Raw genomic sequence first — 20126 nt, forward strand, 5'->3', positions numbered from 1 at the left:
GGAACGACATGGCAAAGACGAAACGATACACGATCAGTGACGGAAAACTTGTACTCACTCTCAAGGTCGCGGACGAAGGCGGGTACATTGTAACGTCACCACTCTACCCCGATGTGCTGACGCAAGCAGAAACAATTGAAGAGGCATTTGAAAATGCTCGCGATGTGATTGCGCTATTCAAAGCCGATCGCGCGAACACCAAAAAGACGCGCACCTCGCCCGTCTCCAAAGCACGCGACCACGCTTTACCGCTCAAAGGGGCCAAACCCCGCGCAAAACTGGCAGCACTAAAGCCGGTTCAAAAGAAGCGCCCGGTCACACAGCAAGTAAGTCCCGTGTGACTCACCCGGGTTTTTGTTTCGCGCGAGGGCCAATGTGAACCGGACCGATTTCGAGAAGCACCTCCGCGCCAACGGGTGCAGCCTGCATCGCCACGGTGCAAAACACGACATGTGGGTCAATTCCGCTAATGGCAACAAGGCCGCAGTGCCCCGGCACAAGACCATCAAGAAGCCGCTCGTTCGCGGAGTGTGCGCGAAGCTCGGTATCCCAACGCCGCCAGGAATTTAACTGCTTCACCGATATGGTTCGGGTATCAACCCGGCAGCGCCCGCGCGACGGCGGCACGCTGAGCGAACGACTTCAGGTACTCGACCTGCTCACGGGTGATTGCGTCAACGGGAACGGTCAGCACGGAGCCGTCGAGGTGAAGTACGGTCCACGTTTCGTCGGCTCGAAACACCTGGAAGATGCCAGCGAGTGCCAGTTTTCGCCGCGCGCCGCGGGTGACGACTTCGCAGTGCGTTTCGTCTACCGACACTTCGACCAACAACCCGCCGCGCACGACCAAATCGAACACGAACGAGACCAGTCCGCGGTACACCAGCGGTGGGATCAGCAGCAAGAAGAGGAACCGGGGGGACGCACTCGTTGCGAGAAACGCCGCCCCGACCATGAAGCCGAGCGACGCGGCGATGGCCGGCAGCCACGGCATGAGTTCGACCGCGAGCCGCTGCCGGCGTGACAACGTGAATTGGAGGCGAAACGGTACCACGCGAGTGCCCCGCGACGCGCGCTCCGACGTGCGTCGCGGCTACGCGGTCGTTACGCGCTCGGCTCTTCGAGGTAAGTATACCCCTCCAGCCCGTTCTCGTAGAAGCGCAAGAAGTGGCGCGCTTCGGCCGCAGTAATGCGCGAGTGCTTCACCGCCTTCTCCACGTCCTTGCGCATCCGGTCGGTCAGCTTCTCCGCGCTGTACTGCACGTAGTTCAGCACCTCGGTCACGGTGTCGCCCTTCACCACCGAGTCGATGCTCGCCGTGCCGTCGTCCTCCATTGACACGTGAACCGCGTTCGTGTCGCCGAGCAGGTTGTGGAGGTCGCCCAAAATCTCCTGGTACGCGCCGAGAAGGAACGCGCCCAAGTAGTACGGCTCGTTCGGGCTGTGTGCGTGCAGCTCGAGCGTGTTGCGCACGTCGCGCAAATCGATGAACTGATCGATCTTGCCGTCACTGTCGCACGTGATGTCGCCCAGCACCCCGCGGCGCGTCGGCGCTTCCGTTAACCGGTGGATCGGCATCAGCGGGAAGAGCTGCTTGATCGCCCACGAGTCGGGCATACTCTGAAACACCGAGAAGTTGCAGAAATAGGTGTCCGAGAGCATGTTGTCCAAACCGTTCAGTTCCTCCGGCACGTAGTCGAGGTCGCGCACGATCCGCTGGAGCTTGCGCCCGAACGCCCAGAACAAGCGCTCGGCGAGCGCGCGCAGCTCGATTGTGAGGTGCCCCAAGTTGAACAGCGAGAGCGTCTTCTCCATCTGGTCCACGGCGTCGTGGTAGAACTCCAGGAAGTTCTTCTTGTTCAGCTCGCGGAAGTTGGAGTACAGGTCGCGAATCGGTTCGGGGGCGTCGTCCGGCAGCACGTCCGGCGCGGTGCATTTGTCGAAGTCGGACGTTCCGAGCACGTCGAACACGAGCACCGAGTGGTAGGCCACCACCGCCCGGCCGCTCTCGGAAATGATCGCGGGGTGCGGCACCCCGGCCTCGTCACACACCGACTTGATCCGGTACACCACGTCGTTGGCGTACTCTTGCAGCGTGTAGTTCGTGCTGCTCTCGAACGCGGTCTGCGAGCCGTCGTAGTCGATGCCCAACCCGCCGCCCACGTCGATGTACTTCAGCCCGGCCCCCAGGCGGTACAGTTCGACGTACACGCGGGCCGCTTCGGAGAGCGCGTCCTTCACCTTGCGGATGTCCGACACCTGCGACCCCATGTGGAAGTGGGTCATCTGCAGGCAGTCGCCCAGGTCCTTCGACTTCAGGTACTCGTAGGCCTCGAGCACTTCCGTGAGCGTCAAGCCGAACTTCGAGCGGTACCCGGCGCTCCCGCGCCACCGGCCCGACCCCCGCGACGCGAGCTTCACGCGCACGCCGATCGGCTGCCGGACGCCCAGTTCTTCCATGTACTTGACGAGCAACTCGAGTTCCGTGAACTTCTCGACCACCGGGATGATGTTCTTCCCGATCTTGCGCGACATCACCACCATCTTGATGAACTCGTCGTCCTTGAACCCGTTACAGATGATGGGCGTGTCCACGCCGTTGGTGAGCGCGAGGACCGCGAGCAGTTCGGGCTTGCTGCCGGCCTCCAGGCCGAAGTTGTGGCCCTTACCGAACTTCAGCACCTCCTCGACGACGTGCCGCTGCTGGTTCACCTTGATCGGGTACACGCAGTGGTAATCGCCCGTGTACCCGTACTCGGTGCGGGACTTCTCGAACGCCCCGGCGATCTCGCCGATGCGGTGCTGGAGAATGTCCGTGAAGCGGAGCAGGAGGGGCGGCTGGATGCCGCGGGTGCGGATCTGATCGACGAGGTCTTTGAGGTCGATGCTGCGTTCGGCGTTCTTGTCCGGGTGAACGGTGACGTGCCCGTGCTTGTTGATGCCGAAATACCCCTTGCCCCAGTTCTTGACCCCGTAGGTCTCGAAAGCGTCGTGGAGCTTCCAGGCGGGGTTGATGTCGGACGTGTCGGGGCCGCGGCGGTCGAGTTTGGCCATCAAAGTTTGCCTTTCCCGCGTCGGCGGGAAGCGAGGGGAAACAAGGGCGCTGGCGGAGCGCGATTGTTCCATCTTACGTCGCGCGCGACCCGGTGCAACGCCGATCAAAAGATTGGATCGCGGCGGCGCCGGGGAGCGCATCAACGGGCACTCAATCGACGTTGAACGAGAACTGATTGGGGTCGCCCTTCTTCACCGTCACCTTCGTGAACGGCTGCTGCGGGTTGCCGTACTTCGGGTTGAGTTTGGCCGGCCCGGACGATCCTTCGGTGAGCGAGAAGCCCGTCTTGTTCTCTTTTGCTGGCAGGCGCCAGTCGATCGTCACGCCGTACTCGCCCTCCGGTGCCCCGTCGCCCTCGGTGTAAGTGGTCAGTGCAAAGGTGCCGTCGTCCTTCACTTTCGCGAACGGTTTCCCGCCGACCCGCTTCTCGAAGGTGGGGTCCACGGGGTGAAAAACGACCAGTGCACCGACGGGTGGCGTGGTCTTGTTGAACGTCACTTTCCCACCGGACGGGAGGGCGTCCGGCTTCCCCGTACCCCCACACCCAGCGAGTGCAAAGAGACACATCCCGGCACAGAAAAGACGAGTCATGATGATTGTTGAATTTGATGTGTTGAGTGCGGAAGTACCACCGCGCCGGTCCTGAAGGGACCGGCGCGGAACGCGCTCGTTTTCGGTGAAGCGCGAGCGAGGCGCTCGCGCTTCCGGGAACCCCCATGCCGGTATCAGTCGGTGCCGGGGCTGACTTCGGCCGTGGTCATCCCGCCCCCCTGCGCGGTGATGAGGGCCGCGTAGGTCTGCGGGTTGATCGAGTCGCGGATGTACCGCACGCTGCCGTCGGCGAACACGTGGTTCGCGCCGCCGGTGTGGAACGCATACGTTTCGTTATCGTTGTGGCAGTTGATGACGCAGTTGCCGGGGCTGGAGGTGTTCGTCTTTGATACGGCCCCGTCCAGACCGTAGTCGTTCTCGTGGTGCCCCCACCCGCCGTCGTTGAGCGTCTTCGAGGAATTGAGCGTGCCGCCGACGAAGAACTGCGGGCGCCCCGCGCTCTCGCACAGCAGGATCGTGTTGCTCGTGCCGTCGGTGACCGCGACGATCGTGAACGGTTCCATAGCGGGGTAGGAGATGAGCGGCAGACCGGCCCCGCGCAGTTGCGGCCGCATCGCGCTGAACAACTGCGTCTGTGACGTACCCGTGGGGTACCCGAAGAACGTGATCGAATCGGGATTGATCGAGCTGTTGGTCGCGTAGTCGGTGACCGCGAGGTTCTGGTACGGGAACGTGGCGACGAACTTGTAGGTGCCGCTCACCGTGCGCGTGTTCCCGCCCGGGGCCGACGGGCAGAGGAACGTCTTGATCTGGTTCCGCAGCGCGCCCATGTTGTCCGGCGTGCCCGGTACGATTGTGGGGCTGGAGAACCACGGGTAGTTCATGTTGTAAAGCTGGCTCACGTTTCCCTGTTCGATGTACGGCAGGAAGTTCGCCGCCCACGAGTGAACGATGCCGGGGTACGGGTACCCCGCGTTCCCCGGGCTGCCGGGCGCGGCACCCAGTTCCACGATCAGACTCGGCGGAAGTTTTCCGTAGCTGCTCTCGTAGTTCATCGCGGCCAAGCCGAGCTGCTTCATGTTGTTCGAGCAGCTCATACGGGCGGCGGCTTCGCGCACCTTCTGGACCGCGGGCAAGAGCAGCCCAATGAGAATCGCGATGATCGCAATTACCACCAGCAATTCGATTAGGGTAAATGCCGAACGACCCGGACGCGGGTAGGGCATGGACGGACTCCTGGCGCGGGACGGAACGAAATATGACGTATGGCGTGGCTATGGAACGTAATTAATACCGCTCATCGAAGTTGAAATGGGTGCGAACACCGTGAAATCGGTGTGAAGGTGATCGCGTTTCTGAGCAGCGCAGAAGTGAAAACTGACCCGCCCCGTCTACTCGCCGAACTCGCGGAAAATGCGGTCGAACTGCGGGGCAATTCGCAGAAACACGTCGAGAAGACTGGGATCAAAGTGGCCGGGCGAACCCTCGGTCATCGTCAGCACGGTCGTGTGGTGCGACAGCCCCGGCTTGTACACGCGCCGGCTCCGTAGAGCGTCGTACACGTCCGCGATCGCAATGAGCCGCGCGACGAGCGGGATGCTCTCGCCCACGAGTCGGTCCGGGTAGCCGGTGCCGTCCCAGCGCTCGTGGTGCCCGCGGGCGATGTCGATGGCGACGTGCATGAACGCGGTCGCGAACGAGTGCTGGCGCGCCACCTCACGGAGCGTGTCCGCGCCGATGGTGGTGTGGGCCTGCATCAGGGTCCGCTCGCCCGGGTCGAGGGGACCCGGCTTGTTCAGGATGTGGTCCGGCAGCGCGGCCTTACCGATGTCGTGAAGCGGCGCGGCGTCTTCCAGCATGCGAATGAAGTTCGCGTCCACGGTGCTCGCATACGCGGGCACGGTCGCCACGGCCTCCGCGAGCACGCGACTGTAGCGCTGCAGCCGGAGCAGGTGCTTACCCGTTTCCGTGGACCGGTGCTCGATCAACTTCGCGAGCGCCAGCACCAGCCCGTTGCGGGCGCGGATCAGCTCGCCGTCGCGGGCCTCGACCACCTGTTCCAGTTCCGCGTTCACCGTGAGCAGTTCGCGGTTCAGCACGTCGGAGCGGTCCTGGGCTTCCTTCAACCGCAGCGCGGATTTCACGCGGGCGCGGAGTTGAACGACGCTGAACGGCTTGGTGAGGAAGTCGTCGGCCCCCGCGAGCATGATCCGGGACAGTTCGTCCCCGCTCGCGGCGCCGGAAAACATGACGATTTTGAGGTTGCGCGTGGGCGGGCGCTGGCGCAAGCGCCGGAGCACCTCTTCCCCACTAAAGCCCGGCAGGTCCACGTCGAGCAGCACGAGATCGTAAGCGGTCGCGGACGCCAGCGCGACGGCGTCCGGCCCGTTGCCCACTTCGTCGCACACCAGCCCATCGGCCCCGAGTGCGACGCGGCACAGCCGGCGAATGTCTTGCTGGTCGTCCACGATGAGGACGCGCCCGGGCGCGGTGTGCGTGGTCGGCGGGCCACTATCTATTGAACGGGCCGGGCGCACGGGGGCGCAGGGAGCACCGCCCGGACCCGGCAGCGCGACCGCCGCGTTCGGGAGAAATGGGAGCAAGGCCCGCATCGCGGCCTCGGCCGTTGGGTACCGCTGCCCCACTTCCGCGACCATCATCCGACTGAGTACCGCGTCCAAGCCGGCGGGGATCTCCGGGCGCAGCCCGCGGGCCGACGGCGGCGGGCCGAACGTGGCCATCACGTCGGCAAACGGGGCCTGCCCGGTGAGTGCGTAGAACAAAGTGCATCCGAGGCCGAACACGTCCGCGCGTGCGTCCACCAGGTGCGCGTTGCGCGTCTGCTCCGGCGCCATGTAACCCACGGTGCCGAGCTGGGCGCCGGTGCGCGTAATGCGCTCCTCGCCCGGGAGCCGGGCCAGTCCGAAATCGAGCAGCTTCGCCTGCCCGTCCCCGGTCACCAGTACGTTACTCGGTTTGATGTCGCGGTGAACAAGCCCGAGGCGGTGCGCTTCGATGAGCGCGTCCGCGATCTGGTGCGCGATCTGGCAGGCCAGCCCAATGGGAAGCGGCGCAGCGCCCGCGGCCCGCTCCAGGTCCACGCCGGTGAGGTACTCCATCACGAAATACGGCTGCGCCGGGCAGTCCGGGCCGTGGGCCGGCTCCTCGCCCGCGTCGATGGCCGCAACAATGTTCGGGTGCTTCAGTTTCCCGACGGCGCGCGCCTCGAGGTAGAACCGCGCCAGCGTGCGGGGGTTCACGTCCGGCGAGGGCGGCAGCGCCTTCACTGCGACGATTGTGCGCAACTGCCGGTGTTCCGCGCGGTACACGATGCCCATGCCGCCCGTGGCGATGTGATCGAGCAGGCGGTAGTTGCCCAAAACGAGACCGTGCAACCGGCCGGCGCGAACGCGCAGCGCCTGGAACTCGGTCATCAGACGGGTGCGGACGAGCGTGTCGAGAAGGGTGTCGTCGCTCGAAGCGCGGTCCACCGCTTGCCGATCGTCGGGCTGCAACCCTTCGTAGTCTTCCGTCGCGACCGCGCCCCGGGTGAGTAACCGTTGTAAGAGCGGTGGGGGCACGGGTGCAACATTGAACACGGGTTGATACGGAGCGGCGATCGGAAACGAATGATACGCAGAAGTACCCACGGCTAACGAACTCCGTGTAAGCCGGCTGGCGATCCTTCGCGCGGAGCGATCCATTCTCGCGCCTCAGCGCCCCATCACTGCGAGTCGATGTGTGGGTGCCGAGCCAACGCGTCTCGAGTTCAGTTATCGCAAGATTTTAATCCGGATTTGCCCGGGCAACAGATACTAGCCACAAAAGCCGACGCTCCGTCAACCACAAAGAGGCAAATTTACACTAAGCAGCGCAGAATTCGCGCCCTAGCTGAGCGTTCCAAGTTGAAGACCGAGTGAAGCCGAACTCGCGCAGGTGGTCAACAGCGAGCTGTGTAGGCCCGAGACGAGAAAGTTGAGATTCCACCGTTGGCTCATCCCGGCACCACCGACGGCTAGATCGTTCTGAATTTGGAATGCGAATCTTTAGAACATAGAAACCGGCACTCAGCGCAATTTCATCTGTTTCAACAGTTCTTCGGACCACGCGCGGTAAGCATCATTGAAGGGTACATCGGCCGGTGGAGCGCCTTTGTAGTCGATCTGGTTGGCGAACGTGCCGAGGTCGTAGGCGCGCGCGAACGCGGCCTGGAGATCGAGCAGCGCGTCGCGGTCGTCGGCCGCGAGCGGGAGCTTGAACTTCGGCAGCTTCTTCTGGAGCGTCGACGTGTAGATCTCGTACCGGTCGGGTGCGTTGGAGCGCGTCACGGTGACCGCGTAGTCGTACTCCGGCAGCCCGTCGCGCGAGTACGTGAGCATCGGCTTGCCCTGCATGATGAGATCGATCTCGACGATGCCGGCCCGTTGCGCCACGGCTTGTTGGCGCGCATCGAGGTACGCTTGCCGCCCGGCCGGGGTCGTTTTGTTCGCCGGGCCGACCACTTCGAGCAGCGTGACGAGTTTCCCGTCGCCGCGGTTACGAATCTCGATGTACTCCTCCGCGAACTGCTCCCGGACGATCGAGGTGAACAGCGGCATTTCGGAAACGTAGGTCCGCGTGCCGACGCGCGCGCGGTACCGGTCCACGAGCCCGGGGAGGAGGATCTGGTAGAGGCACGCGAGCAACTGGTGCTGGAACGCGGGCCAGAGCTTCGGCGTTTCGAGGTACGGGTCCATTCCGGGGAACGGGCTGGGCATCGAGAGGTCTCCGTGTCGGCACCGGTTCCGAGGCCGGGACAGGTTCGCGTCCCGACCGGCTCGACGGCACCCGTGAGGTGTGGTGGGGAGTATTGTAGCGGATCGACGGCCGCCGCGCGAAGTACCGAAGTGGTGAGAAGGCACGCTCAAAAATCAAGCGAGTGACGAATGGATCGCGCCGCGCCAGTTCGCCCAAGCCTCGTCGTCCCAATAGATCACGAAATCATGTCTCTCCAACCAGTTCCACGCATCTCTCAAATGGACCCGCCAATCGTCCGGTGTCCACCCTTGGGGCTGCTCCGGCCACAGGTTAATGCGCAGATTTTCGATCGCGAACTCGCGAACCCAAATCAGCCCCGGCTCCAATTGCAAGTCCTCGACCCAATCTCCGAACGCGGACTGAAGCGCGAGCCGTCGTTCGATGTCTAAGATGTGCCCCGCGTCCACTGGGAACGCGCTGTTACGCAGGGTTACATCTTGAATTCGGCCGTCCCGAGTAAACGTGATGAACATCCAGTTCACGAAGTTTCCCGCAACGAGTGCCGAGCGACCATCGAGGAGGTGACCGGCGTGAATATTCCAAGCAACTTTGCCATTGAGCGGGAACAGCCTCTCGAACGGGCGCGTTACACGAACCACTTGGTGCCCGAGGTGTTCCCCCATTTCTCGAGCGAGGGCGTCGGCCTCGTTGTTGAGTTCACGCGCCACGTCCGCGCTGAGACACATTGCCCCTCCGCGCACTTGTACGAGTTCGATTTCGCGCGGCCGAATACCCTTCGATTGTCGAACAAATTCTCGTAAGAACTGCGGATCTCCACCGACCCACAGTTTGAATCGAGAAATGTTTTCGAGGTGCGGAGATACTGCGAGTGCGGCCGCGTCGTCGCGCGTCGGCCAGTCGGCGATTTCGAGCGTGGTAAGTTTCGCGAGAAGCGGGCACAGCGTCAGTTCGTCGCAACGGTTCGCGACTCCGTACAGGGCGACATTGCGAAGTGTAGGGAGGGCCACAAAGAGGGCTTCACCTCGGATGAGAAACGTGTTGAGCGACAGACACGCGTACTCGGGGAACCCGCGACGGAATACGGGGCCGAAATCCCATGTGCTCATGAGATCGTCCGCGTCGCCGATCCACTCATCTCTGTGTTTGCGAAGTAGCTCGTCTTCGCGCGCGTGAAGTTCGACCGCGCGCGGGTCGTCGATGCGGAAGCGAATCGGTTCCAGTTCGATCTGAACGCGGATGAATCCTCCGAGCGGGTCGTCGTGTTCGTCGAGCCAGTCGGCGAACACGAGCCGAACGGTGTCGTCATCTGGGCTGGCGCGGATCGCGCGCAGAAATGTGAGGCGGTCGCTCATGATCCGATCGTACCAAGAAGAGCGACACGCCCGAAAGCGCGAGTGACAAAAGACGTGTTACGGTCACTCGCGCCTCAGTGCCCTTCGTTACTCCTGCGGGTACAGCGCGGTGCTGAGGTAGCGTTCGCCCAGGTCGGGCAGGATCACCACGATCACCTTGCCGGCGTTCTCGGGCCGGTGGGCGACCCTCACCGCGGCGGCGGCGGCGGCGCCACACGAGATGCCGCACAGCATCCCCTCTTCGCGTGCCAAGCGGCGACCCATCTCGAACGCTTCGTCGTCCGTCACCTGAACGACTTCGTCGATGATCGCAGTGTTCAGCACGTCGGGAATGAACCCGGCGCCGATCCCCTGAATCTTGTGCGGCCCGAGCGGTTTCACCTGGTCCTTCGGGATGCCCTCAACGATGTGCTGCGTGAGCACCGGGCTCTGCGTCGGCTCCACCGCGATGCACTTCACCGACGCCTTCCGCGCCTTCAGCACTTCACCGCACCCGGTGATCGTGCCGCCCGTGCCGACGCCGCTCACGAGGATGTCGATCGTTCCGCCGGTCGCGCGCCAGATTTCCTCCGCGGTCGTCTTGCGGTGGATCTCGGGGTTCGCCGGGTTCTTGAACTGCTGCGGGATGAACGCCTTCGGTTCGCCGCCCGCTTCCTGGAACAGCTCCACCGCGCGTGCCACCGCGCCCTTCATGCCGAACTCGCGCGGCGTGAGGATGAGCTTCGCCCCGAGCGCCTTCAGGATGCGCTGACGCTCGAGTGACATGCTTTCGGGCATCGTGACCGCGAGCTTGTACCCGCGTGCGGCACAGGTGAATGCCAACCCGATGCCGGTGTTACCGCTCGTGGGCTCGATGATGAGCGTTTCCGGTTTAATCTTCCCGGCCTTCTCCGCCGCGTCGATCATCGCGACCCCGATGCGGTCCTTCACCGACCACAGCGGGTTGAAGTTCTCCAGCTTCCCGATGACGGTGGCCTTCGCGTCGCCCACGATGCGCTGAAGCCGGATGAGCGGGGTGTTGCCGAAGGTCTGCGTGATGTCGTCGTAAATGTGTCCGCGGAAGGTGGTATCGGTGGCCATATGAGAGGTTCCTCCGCGCGAAGCGTAAGTATTCGGAGTCGGGTTCTGCACTATTTGGAAGTCTAAGCACCCAGCGCGTGGGGGACAAGTTGAAGTGCGGGTTCGCCAACCGGCAAAGCGCTCTGCTGAGAACGACGAGCCGCGTTGAACCAAGAATCACCCGACGCGCCGAACAAGTGCGTTCGGGTACTGCTCGAAGAGGGCCACGTAAATAGGCGTTGTGCGCAAGGCCCGTCGCACCGCTCCGGGTACGGTGACATCGCGCTCGCACACTTCGCAGACCCGAATCGGAAGCACGAAAGAAACTTCTCTCCCGCGTTCGATCGGTGTTCCCCTTGTCCCACTCATGTAAAGCCACAGCCCACCCAGCACTCCAAAAAAGAGGCAACCGGTCAGGGCCGTCATCCCAGAGGTTTGGACTTTTGTGGTCACACGTTCGCAAACGACCGAAGCGCGGATGAGGTGCTCGGTCCGTCGGTGGCAGCAAGCACAGTCGTTCGTGCCGGGCAGTTCGTTCTGGAGCAGCATCGCTTGAAGCTGTACGCTCGGCGACACCCCCATTTCGCCGGCGGAAGTCCGAAGCAGGTGCAGTGCCGGCACGTCCGCGGTCCGCCCGCAAGCACATTTGAGTGATCCGCCCGCATCGGCCGCACTCACTTCGTGGACTTTCCCGCACTCGCAACGCACTTCGTACTTCATGTGGGCGTCTTTCCGAATGTTCCAATACGCTCTATGCGCTTGCGTTTTACGTCACGGGCATCGGGTCGGCTTGGTAGAGGTGGTGCGGGCGGGTCTCGGCGTCGTGCCAGGCGGCTGTTTTCGGCAAGCCGAGCGCCGAATAGATCGTCGCGGCGAAATTCTCCGGGGATTGCGGGTCGGTCGCCGGGTAAGCCCCGGACTTGTCGGACGAACCGACCACGCGCCCGCCCTTCACCCCACCGCCCGCGAGCCACACCGATTGCACCGCGCCCCAGTGGTCGCGGCCCGGTCCCTTGTAGTGTTGGGGAAGGGTGCTGATGCGCGGCGTGCGCCCGAACTCACCGGCCATCACGACCAGTGTGGAATCGAGCAACCCGCGCTGGTCCAAGTCACCGAGCAGCGCGGAAAGAGCCCTGTCCGTCGGCGGGAGCAGCTTGTCCTTCAAGTTCGGGAACGCATTCCCGTGCGTGTCCCAGCTCTCGTTGTTGCCCAAATTCACTTGAACGAGGTTCACACCCGCTTCGACCAGCCGAGCGCTCATGAGCAGCGACCAGCCGAAAGCGTTGTTGCCGTACCGCTCCAGATCCCGTGCGGGCGCCCGGTTCAGATCGAACGCGGCCCGAACGCGCGCGTCCGTGAGCAGGCTCACCGCGTCCGCACGCGAGCGCCCGAACGCGCCCGTATTGGCGTTTTCTTCGAGTGCCTTGCGCTGGGCGTCGAGGTGCTTGAGTACGTTGAGCCGACCACCGAAGCGATCGCCGTCCACACCCTGCGGCAAACTCAAGTCGGGGATCGTGAACGCCTTTCGCTTGGCATCGAACGGTCGCTGCTGGTGGTCGAACTCGTACTCCGGGTACGCGCCGTAAGCCTTCGGCTCGAACGCGCTGGCTTCGAGGAACCACGGGTCGCGGGCGCGGCCCATCACCCCCGCGAACTGCCCCGGGAGCACGCGCCCGCTGTTGTGAACGATCTTGTCCGGTAACACGAGCGCCGGCGGCAGATTGTTCCGCGCTTTGGTAACCGCTCCCGCGATGGACGCGAGGCTGGGGTGATCGGTCGGCTTCGGGGCACTCGGGTTGAAACCCACCGGCGTGTCGCTGCGCCCCGTCAGCATGACGTGGTGAGCAAGCGAGTGGTCGTTCGACTTGTGCGTCAGCGACCGCACCACGCACCACTTGTCACTGCACGCCGCGAGCTTCGGCAGGTGTTCCGTGACGCGCAGACCGGGCGTCTTCGTCGCGATGCTCCCGAACTCCCCGCGAATCGCGTCGGGCGCATCCGGCTTCGGATCGAAGCTCTCGTGTTGCGCGAGCCCGCCCGAGAGGAAGACATAAATCACCGACTTCGCTGCGTGCTTATCTGCGGCGCGCAGTGCGTTGAGTTCACCGAGCCCGAAACCCAGGAGCCCAACGGCCCCGGCTTGGATCGCGTCACGACGGGTCAGGTACGGGTGGGAAAGTATGGACATGGCAGCGCTCACGGACGAGCAGGCGGGAGGGATCGCTAGACTATCCCGGAATTGAAGCGCAGCCGCAACTCAAATTAAATACCACCGGCTCCACGTCGCCCGAGCCCTGGCTACTAAATGACTGCGCGTGGTCAATTTTTGTCTTATACTCCTTGACGACGGCGACGGTCTCCCTTCCTAATAAGCAGAACGCTCGCCCCGAACACACTGTCTGCGTGTAAGTTCCAACGCCTCGGGCGGATTCCGGCGGAACTCTTCCGTGGTGAATCGCGTCCAACGAACACACGTCGCGCTCAGTGTTGTGTTGTTCAGATGGCAACCCCTCAGCGAACACCCGACCCTCCAGGATTCGCAGAATGATTCGTTCGTCTTCGCGGTACCACTCCGCCGGCCGGTTCCTGTGTACCGCCGCTCTCGCGGTCGTTGTGTTGATGGTGTTCTCGAGCGTTGCGCAGGCCCAGGAAGCCCCGGCCCCGGCCGAGAAACTCAGCGGCGGCGAGCTGATCTGGTTCATGATTAAGTCGCTGGGCATCGTGTTCGGCCCGATCCTCCTCGCCATCTCCGTTGCCATGATGGCGCTGGTGGTCCTCCTGTTCCTCGACCTGCGGATGAGTTCGGCCATCCCGCCGGGGTTCGTGGACGAGTTCACCGACACCGTGAACAAGCGGAAGTTCAAGGAAGCGTTCGACATGGCCCGGAACGACTCGTCGTTCCTCGGGCAAGTGCTGACTGCGGGGATGAGTCGCCTCCAGTACGGCCTGGAGGACGCCCGCGAAGCCGCGATGAACACCCTGGAAAGCATCAAAAGCGACAAAGAACAGAAGAACAACTACAACGCGGTCATCGCCACCGTCGGGCCGATGCTCGGGCTGGTCGGCACCGTGTACGGTATGATCGAATCGTTCTCCGTGCTCGCAAAAGCTAAAGGCGGCGTCAACCCGTCCCAACTGGCCGACGGCATTTCGCACGCCCTGGTGGTGACGCTGTTCGGGGTCGCCGTTTCGGTCCCCGCGATCTTCTTCAACGCCTTCTACCGCAACCGCATCACCCGCGTGACAATGGACGTGGGCCACATCGCCGACGACCTGCTCACGCAGATGTACCACAACTCGAAGAAGGCCGCCGGCGCACCGGCGCCCGCACCCGGCCCGGCCCCGACCGTGGCGCCCGGCCCGATTCCGCCGGCGGGGCGCTAGTCCGCCAGGGGCGAACCCCCCTGACCTACCATCCGAGGCCCCTGCGGGGCCGAAGAGTGCGCGGCCTGATCTCTGCCTTTTGACTCTTACCCCTCTGGCGAATCGATGAGCCACGGCAGTAGCGACAAATACGAACCGAACTTCACCCCGCTGCTCGACCTCGTGCTGCAGTTGGTGATGTTCTTCATGCTCTGCGCCAACTTCGTCATGGACCAGACCAACGTCGAGATCAAGCTCCCGGAGGCGATCTCGGCGAAGGCGATCGAATCGAACGAGAACTACGTCTACTACATCAATGTGAACGAACAGGGGACGGTTATTTTCCCCCCCGGCGACACACCAATCGACTCGCTCGGCGGGAGATTAACGTCCACCGATAAGCCCAAAGAACTCGAAATCATCCTGAAGCGCCGGGCAGAAGAGGACAAGCGGGCGGCCGGGCCGGGGAACGAAGACAAACCGCTCCGCACCCTCATCATCCTGCGGGTTCACAAAGCGTGCCCGTTTGAAAAGACCTCCGCCATCATGCGCGCGTGCCGCGCGGCCGGCTACGCGCGCATTCAACTGCGGGCCGTCATTTACAGCAATCCCGAGGGCTGAGCGCGGGGCGCCCACGACCCGCCCGACCGCCACCCGCGAAACACGCCCAAAGGACGAGCGCCGCCATGTTGATCCACAAGCGCAAGCGAACCGAAACCGACTTCGTTGAGCCGGACCTGCCCATCACCCCCATGCTCGACATGTCGTTCCAGTTGCTGGCGTTCTTCATCATGACGTTCAAACCGGCCCCGACCGAGGGCCAGATCATGCTCTCGCTCCCCAAACAAGACGGGGGCGGACAGATGGGCGTCCCCGACCCCCTCAAGACGGATGCGCCGACCCACTTCATCGTCCGCGTGGTCGCGACCGATACCGGCACGATCGAGAAAATCACTCTCAACGAAGAGGGTAGCGCTGCGACCAAAAGCAAAGACCTGACCGGTGATGTGAAGGTGTACCAGAAGGAACTGTTCGAGCTCGCCGAAAAACTCAAGCAAGAGAAGAAGGTGGGTAAACTGACGCTCGAAATGCACCCCAAACTGCTCCAGGACTACGTCGTTCAGCTCGTGGACGTGGGCCTCCGCGCGGGTTTCACCGATCTCTCGCCCGTACTGCTCGAAAACAAGAAGAACTGACCAGTTTTCGCGCCGAGCGGCCCGAACGATTCGCTCACATATCGCCCTAAATCCTTGTCCTAATTCGAGATTTGACTTGATGACTGCGCGACAACTACGGCGCCATTGATGAGGATTCGAGGAAGAAACCCCTCGGGAAACTGGAACTTTTGGGCGAAATCGGTCATCGAAGATGGTGTCGGAGGGACGTTCATGTCCGGTTGGGTCGTTCGCACTACACATCCGAAGTGCCAACTTGCCGCGTTCGCGGTCGTCTGCGCCTTCGTATGTGGGTCCGCGCCCGCACAACCGACCCCGGGTTCCAAGAACGCGGGTGAAGAGAATCCCGTCGACACGCGCGACCCGCTCCCGCCCGACACCCCGCGGCGCAAAACGCTCGAACGACTGCAAATCCCGGGCGGGCACGAGTTAGCGATCTACACCGCGATCGAAGACTTCAAGCCAGTCGCCCGGCAAGACAAGCACCCGCGCGAGTACGATGCGTGGATCAACTTCGTGCTCCACGCGAAGAATCAGAGCGTCCGCGAACTTAACGAGTACGCGATCCGTGATCTGGTCCCGCTCGACCTCACAAAGTCGATGCGCGGGGCATATCGCACCGACCTGATCCGGTTCGACGGCAAGTTAACGTCCGTCCGGCGGTTAGTGGCCCCTCAACAACTCCAGCAACAGGGAGTTACGGAACTGTTCGAGGCCCGATTCGTTCCAATCGACGAATCGCCAACGACGCCGGTATCAATCGTGTTTCTTGAGCTGCCGGAATCGCTCTCCGCAGTGCGAAACAAGAATCCCGAAGAGTGGCTCGAAGTCGAAGGGTGGGTGACCGCCAGCGGGTACTTCTTCAAGGCGATGAGCGTGCCCGGCGACCAGGGGAACGCGGTCGTATCGGTGCCCCTGCTAATCGGAAAAGGACTGACCCCACTCGCCGGCCCGCCAGTTCCAATTGGGAATCCGGTCGCGTTGGACAAAAAGCGGCTCTATGAGTTCATCAAAGACGACACGAAGATGATCCGCAGCAGCCCGACCGAGGTGACGTGGCCCGAAGTCGCGGCTTACAACCGGGTGATCCTGCACGCTTCGCGGTTCTCGGCCGAGGAACTCGAATCCAACGCGAACACCGACCTGAAGTTCGCGGACCTGTTTAAAGAATCGCGGCTCGGCTACAAGCTCGCGTGCGTGAAGTTCGAGGGCCGGTTGCTGTCCCTGCGCCGGATCGAGGTGAACGACTGGCTCTCAGCCGCCGGCGTGACGCAACTGTTCGAGGGGTGGATGATCCCCGCCAGCGAACCGCGCGGCAACCCCATTTGTGTCGTGTTCAGCGAACCGCTTCCCGACATGGAACCGACCGGGCGGGTAAACGCCTGGGTGACATTTGCCGGGTTCTCGTTCAAGCGAATGCGCTACGAGTCGGCCGAGCCGGACGAAAAGAACCCCGGTAAGAACCTGGAGAAATACGCCCCGCTCCTGATCGGGCGCGGACCCGTCATCCGAACCGACCCCAACGCACCGACCGCCGGGTCGTGGGGCGCGTTCGTTCGGGGGATAATGGCGGCCATCGCGCTCTTGATTCTCAGCGCCGGGGTGCTCGCGTGGTGGTACCGGGGTGGGGACCGTCGAGCGAAGTCGCAAATGGCCGCGGTACGAAACCGCAATCCGTTCGACACGAACGTCGCTCCGCCCGCGTAGCACGGCAGAATGTTAGCGATTGTTAGCCACGCTACGGCAAAATCGCTTGAGAATCCGCGGTTCTGCGGGCGGCCGGCAAAATGTTAGCAAATGTTAGTGGTGCGGTGCCGGCGCTAACGGCCCGGCCTTCAAGACGATCCGATTTCACCCGATCTAACTGACTTCGCCTGATATTCAAAGAATGGGGAAATAACCGTGAGCGAGAAACCCAACGCACCGGTGATCCGCCGACTGGGGGCGTCCGAGGAGAGCTCCCAGGAACGACTCGTTAAGAAGCACGTCCCGGCGTGGGTCGCGAGCGGTGGGATTCACGTCGCCGTGATCTTCCTCGCGATACTCGTTCTCGGAAATCGGCAGGCCGAGACCAAGAATTCGGAAACCGTTGTCAACACCACCGCGGAAACGGCTGAGGAACAGGAAGACAAAAACCTCAGCAACGACGACCTCGGGATCGATTCCAACGTTCAGGCCGCGCTGCCCGAAATCGACCGGATCGACCAAAAAACGATCGACCTCGCGGTGACGCAAGACAATGTCGGCCAGCCGAACGTGGACCGGGACAACACGAACGCGATCACCCCTGCCGGCATCGGAGCCGAGTTCACCGCCGGCACTTCAGGCGATACGGGCGCGTATTTAACCGGGAACAGCGGTGGCAACGCCGTAATGTCGCAGATGGTTTCCGGCCGCTCGGGTGCGACCAAGGCACGACTCATCAAGGAAGGCGGCGGGAACGCCGCGTCCGAGCGCGCCGTCGCGTCGGGCCTCGCGTGGCTCGTGAAACAGCAAATGACCGACGGTGGGTGGAAGTACGACCAGGGGCGCACCGAGGAACGGGCCGCCGCCACCGGGATGGCCCTGCTCCCGTTTCTCGCCGCCGGCGTGACCCACAAGAAAAAAGAAGACAAGGATTTCAAAGGTTACGAGCGAGTCGTTTCCAAGGGCCTGGACTTTCTGAAGGGACTGTGCGCGGTGAGCGGTACCAACGCCGGGCGCATGAGTACCGACGTGTACGCGCAGGCCATCGCGACCCTCCCGCTGTGCGAAGCCTACGGGATGACGAAAGACCCGGGACTCAGGCCGTTCGCGCAAGCCGCCATCAACTACATTCAAAAAACACAAGCCGCCAACGGGAGCTGGGGATACGGAAACACCGGCCCCGGCGATACTTCGATCGTCGGCTGGCAGGTCCAGGCACTCAAAGCCGCCAAACTGAGCAAGGATCTCGTGGTCGACGATCGCGTGATCCAGAAGGCCAACAAGTTCCTGGATTTCGCTGCCGCGGGGACGCGGAAGTCCATGTACGGGTACGCCAACAACGCCGACGCCAAGCCCGGCACCGCCCTCACCGCGGTCGGCCTCTTGTGCCGCTACTACGTCTCGGATTGGGGACCGGTCCACCCCGGCATGATCGACGGCGTCGGCGGGCTGATGAAGACGCCCCCGATCGGGAGCAAAGAAATCAAGGACATGTACTACTACTACTACGCCACGCAAGTCGTTCACTTCTTCGAGGGTGAGGAGTGGAAGACGTGGAACGAAGGCCCGAAACAAGCCGACGGCACCCGGAAGGGCGGGATGCGCGATTGGCTCCTCGGTCAGCAGAGCAAGAAAGAGCTGAACACCGGTAGTTGGGACCCCGAGTCCGGTTGGTTCGGGAGCCAGTGCGGGCGCCTGGGTACAACCGCGATGTGCCTGCTGACGCTCGAAGTGTACTACCGACATCTGCCGCTGTACAAGCGGGGCGCGGATGGTCAAGCGATCCAGATCATCGAGTAGCGCGGTTGTGATAGTGCAGGCTGGATACTTTGCGAGTTTGTGTCCGTGGGGCCGATCGAACGTCGGTACCACGGACACAAATTGAGAGTATTTTTTGGTATTCCGCCCGTTCCCATTGCACGGAACTGGCGCGCCCCAAAGCACTTCCATCGAGTCCCGAGACCGGCCCGTTTTGCAGCGCACAACGTATTGCGATTTCACATCTTAGCGCGCGGTCATTGGTCTTTACCGAACACTCGAAAATCGGTAAAATACTGACTGAATGAACACCGCTCTCTCGGAAGCGCGATCCACACAAGACGAGGCACTTTTGAGCACGCGGGCCGCGCGCTGGAACGGATTTCTGGTGCTGCCAGAGAACCGAGTCGCGGTTCGGGCGGTGCGGTCTGTGTGCCGGAGCGTTCTCACCGGCAAACGCCCCGGAGCGAACCCGCTGGTACTGCACGGCCCGCCGGGAACGGGTAAGTCGCGCCTCAGCGCGTCACTCGTGCAGCGCCTTTCCGCTTCCCCTGATGGCGTAACGGTCCGAGTTGTATCGGCAGGCGACGTGGCTCGTGCGCCGGACGAGAGCCTCGCAGACACCGAACTTTCAGCTTGTGACTTGCTCGCTCTCGAAGACATCCAGCACCTGACCGAGCGCACAGCGGACGCCGCGTGCGACCTGATCGACCGACGAACGACGCACCGGCGCGTCACGGTCGTTACTGCGAGCGCCGGGCCGTCGCAACTGGCTAATCTGCCGCACCGATTAACTTCGCGCCTCGCGAGCGGGCTCGTCATTCAGCTCGAGCCACTCGCGGTTCCGAGTCGCCGGGCGATTCTGGCCGAAGTTGCGACCGTAAAAGGCATCCGCCTGACCGACGACGCGCTCGACTGGCTCAGCGAACAAGTCACGGGAGGTGGAGTTCGCGCCACCCTCGGCTTGCTGCAGAATTTGGCGCAAGTCGCGTCGGCGTTTCCCGGACCGCTCACACGCGCGGACGTACAGCAAACGTTGACCGAAAGCGGCCAACCAACATCCGCCCCGAACGACATTTCGAGGATCGTGGAGCGTGTGGCCGTGGCCTTCGGTGTGAGTGAAAAGGAGTTGCTCGGCCCGAGTCGGCTCCGCGGAGTATTGCAGTCGCGGCAAGTCGCGATGTACCTCGCACGGGAACTCACCGGACTGTCGCTCCCCAGGCTCGGCGCGGCCTTCGGGCGCGACCACACCACCGTGTTACATGCCTGCCGCAAGGTGGGAGCGGAAGTCACGAACGATACGGAATTGGCCCAGCGCATCCGAGACCTGCGTTCGGTGCTGGCGTGAACGTAAGCCTGTGGAAAACT

17 protein-coding genes are annotated in these 20126 nt (G+C 62.9%); 8 read left to right on the top strand and 9 right to left on the bottom strand.

All coding sequences use genetic code 11. The annotated features are described in order from the left end of the window. Positions 1-8: 8 nt before the first annotated feature. Together J8F10_RS26060 and J8F10_RS26065 are read left to right on the top strand one after the other, a co-directional pair. Positions 9-341 (top strand): type II toxin-antitoxin system HicB family antitoxin, encoded by a 333-nt coding sequence (locus J8F10_RS26060; RefSeq protein WP_210658979.1) that lies wholly within the window; start codon positions 9-11, stop codon positions 339-341. 34 nt (positions 342-375) lie between these two features. Next, on the top strand, positions 376-570 hold the full coding sequence (locus tag J8F10_RS26065; protein WP_210658981.1) for a type II toxin-antitoxin system HicA family toxin: 195 nt from the start codon (positions 376-378) through the stop codon (positions 568-570). 25 nt (positions 571-595) lie between these two features. Here J8F10_RS26065 and J8F10_RS26070 read toward each other — a convergent pair whose 3' ends face one another. The 9 genes from J8F10_RS26070 to J8F10_RS26110 form a co-directional block, all read right to left on the bottom strand. Then, positions 596-1054, bottom strand: coding sequence for a hypothetical protein (locus J8F10_RS26070; protein WP_210658983.1), 459 nt, complete (start codon positions 1052-1054; stop codon positions 596-598). A gap of 50 nt (positions 1055-1104) precedes the next feature. Further along, entirely contained in the window at positions 1105-3054 is a 1950-nt protein-coding gene (gene speA, locus J8F10_RS26075) for a biosynthetic arginine decarboxylase (RefSeq protein ID WP_210658985.1), read from the bottom strand. Positions 3055-3205: 151 nt separating this feature from the next. Continuing rightward, on the bottom strand, positions 3206-3646 hold the full coding sequence (locus J8F10_RS26080) for a hypothetical protein (RefSeq protein ID WP_210658987.1): 441 nt from the start codon (positions 3644-3646) through the stop codon (positions 3206-3208). 134 nt (positions 3647-3780) lie between these two features. Beyond that, the gene (locus J8F10_RS26085; protein ID WP_210662157.1) at positions 3781-4833 is read right to left on the bottom strand and encodes a DUF1559 domain-containing protein; all 1053 of its coding nucleotides are present in this window, start codon (positions 4831-4833) and stop codon (positions 3781-3783) included. A gap of 165 nt (positions 4834-4998) precedes the next feature. Next, positions 4999-7188, bottom strand: coding sequence for a protein kinase domain-containing protein (locus J8F10_RS26090; protein WP_210658990.1), 2190 nt, complete (start codon positions 7186-7188; stop codon positions 4999-5001). A gap of 486 nt (positions 7189-7674) precedes the next feature. After that, positions 7675-8364 carry a DUF4058 family protein gene (locus J8F10_RS26095; protein ID WP_210658992.1) on the bottom strand — a complete coding sequence of 230 codons (690 nt, stop codon included), beginning with the start codon at positions 8362-8364 and terminating at the stop codon, positions 7675-7677. A 153-nt stretch (positions 8365-8517) separates the two neighbouring features. Beyond that, on the bottom strand, positions 8518-9717 hold the full coding sequence (locus J8F10_RS26100) for a TIGR02996 domain-containing protein (protein WP_210658994.1): 1200 nt from the start codon (positions 9715-9717) through the stop codon (positions 8518-8520). 87 nt (positions 9718-9804) lie between these two features. Further along, positions 9805-10797: a cysteine synthase A gene (gene cysK / locus J8F10_RS26105; protein WP_210658996.1), complete on the bottom strand. Its 993-nt coding sequence runs from the start codon at positions 10795-10797 to the stop codon at positions 9805-9807. A gap of 745 nt (positions 10798-11542) precedes the next feature. Continuing rightward, on the bottom strand, positions 11543-12964 hold the full coding sequence (locus J8F10_RS26110; protein WP_210658998.1) for a DUF1501 domain-containing protein: 1422 nt from the start codon (positions 12962-12964) through the stop codon (positions 11543-11545). 356 nt (positions 12965-13320) lie between these two features. On the opposite strand from J8F10_RS26110, the gene J8F10_RS26115 reads away from it, so the two are divergent. The 6 genes from J8F10_RS26115 to J8F10_RS26140 all read left to right on the top strand — a co-directional run bounded on the left by J8F10_RS26115 (position 13321) and on the right by J8F10_RS26140 (position 20106). Beyond that, a complete protein-coding gene (locus J8F10_RS26115) occupies positions 13321-14160 on the top strand; it encodes a MotA/TolQ/ExbB proton channel family protein (protein WP_210659000.1) in 840 nt (279 codons plus the stop codon). Positions 14161-14265: 105 nt separating this feature from the next. Then, complete coding sequence (locus J8F10_RS26120; RefSeq protein WP_210659002.1) at positions 14266-14760, top strand: ExbD/TolR family protein; 495 nt, start codon at positions 14266-14268, stop codon at positions 14758-14760. 65 nt (positions 14761-14825) lie between these two features. Next, positions 14826-15335: an ExbD/TolR family protein gene (locus J8F10_RS26125; protein WP_210659004.1), complete on the top strand. Its 510-nt coding sequence runs from the start codon at positions 14826-14828 to the stop codon at positions 15333-15335. A 192-nt stretch (positions 15336-15527) separates the two neighbouring features. Continuing rightward, on the top strand, positions 15528-17021 hold the full coding sequence (locus J8F10_RS26130; protein WP_210659006.1) for a hypothetical protein: 1494 nt from the start codon (positions 15528-15530) through the stop codon (positions 17019-17021). A 195-nt stretch (positions 17022-17216) separates the two neighbouring features. Further along, positions 17217-18800, top strand: coding sequence for a prenyltransferase/squalene oxidase repeat-containing protein (locus tag J8F10_RS26135; RefSeq protein WP_210659008.1), 1584 nt, complete (start codon positions 17217-17219; stop codon positions 18798-18800). A gap of 262 nt (positions 18801-19062) precedes the next feature. Further along, positions 19063-20106, top strand: a complete 1044-nt coding sequence (locus tag J8F10_RS26140; RefSeq protein ID WP_210659010.1) for a DnaA/Hda family protein — start codon at positions 19063-19065, stop codon at positions 20104-20106. Positions 20107-20126: the final 20 nt, after the last annotated feature.

This window comes from Gemmata palustris, assembly GCF_017939745.1.
In the GTDB taxonomy this organism is placed as follows: Bacteria; Planctomycetota; Planctomycetia; order Gemmatales; family Gemmataceae; genus Gemmata; species Gemmata palustris.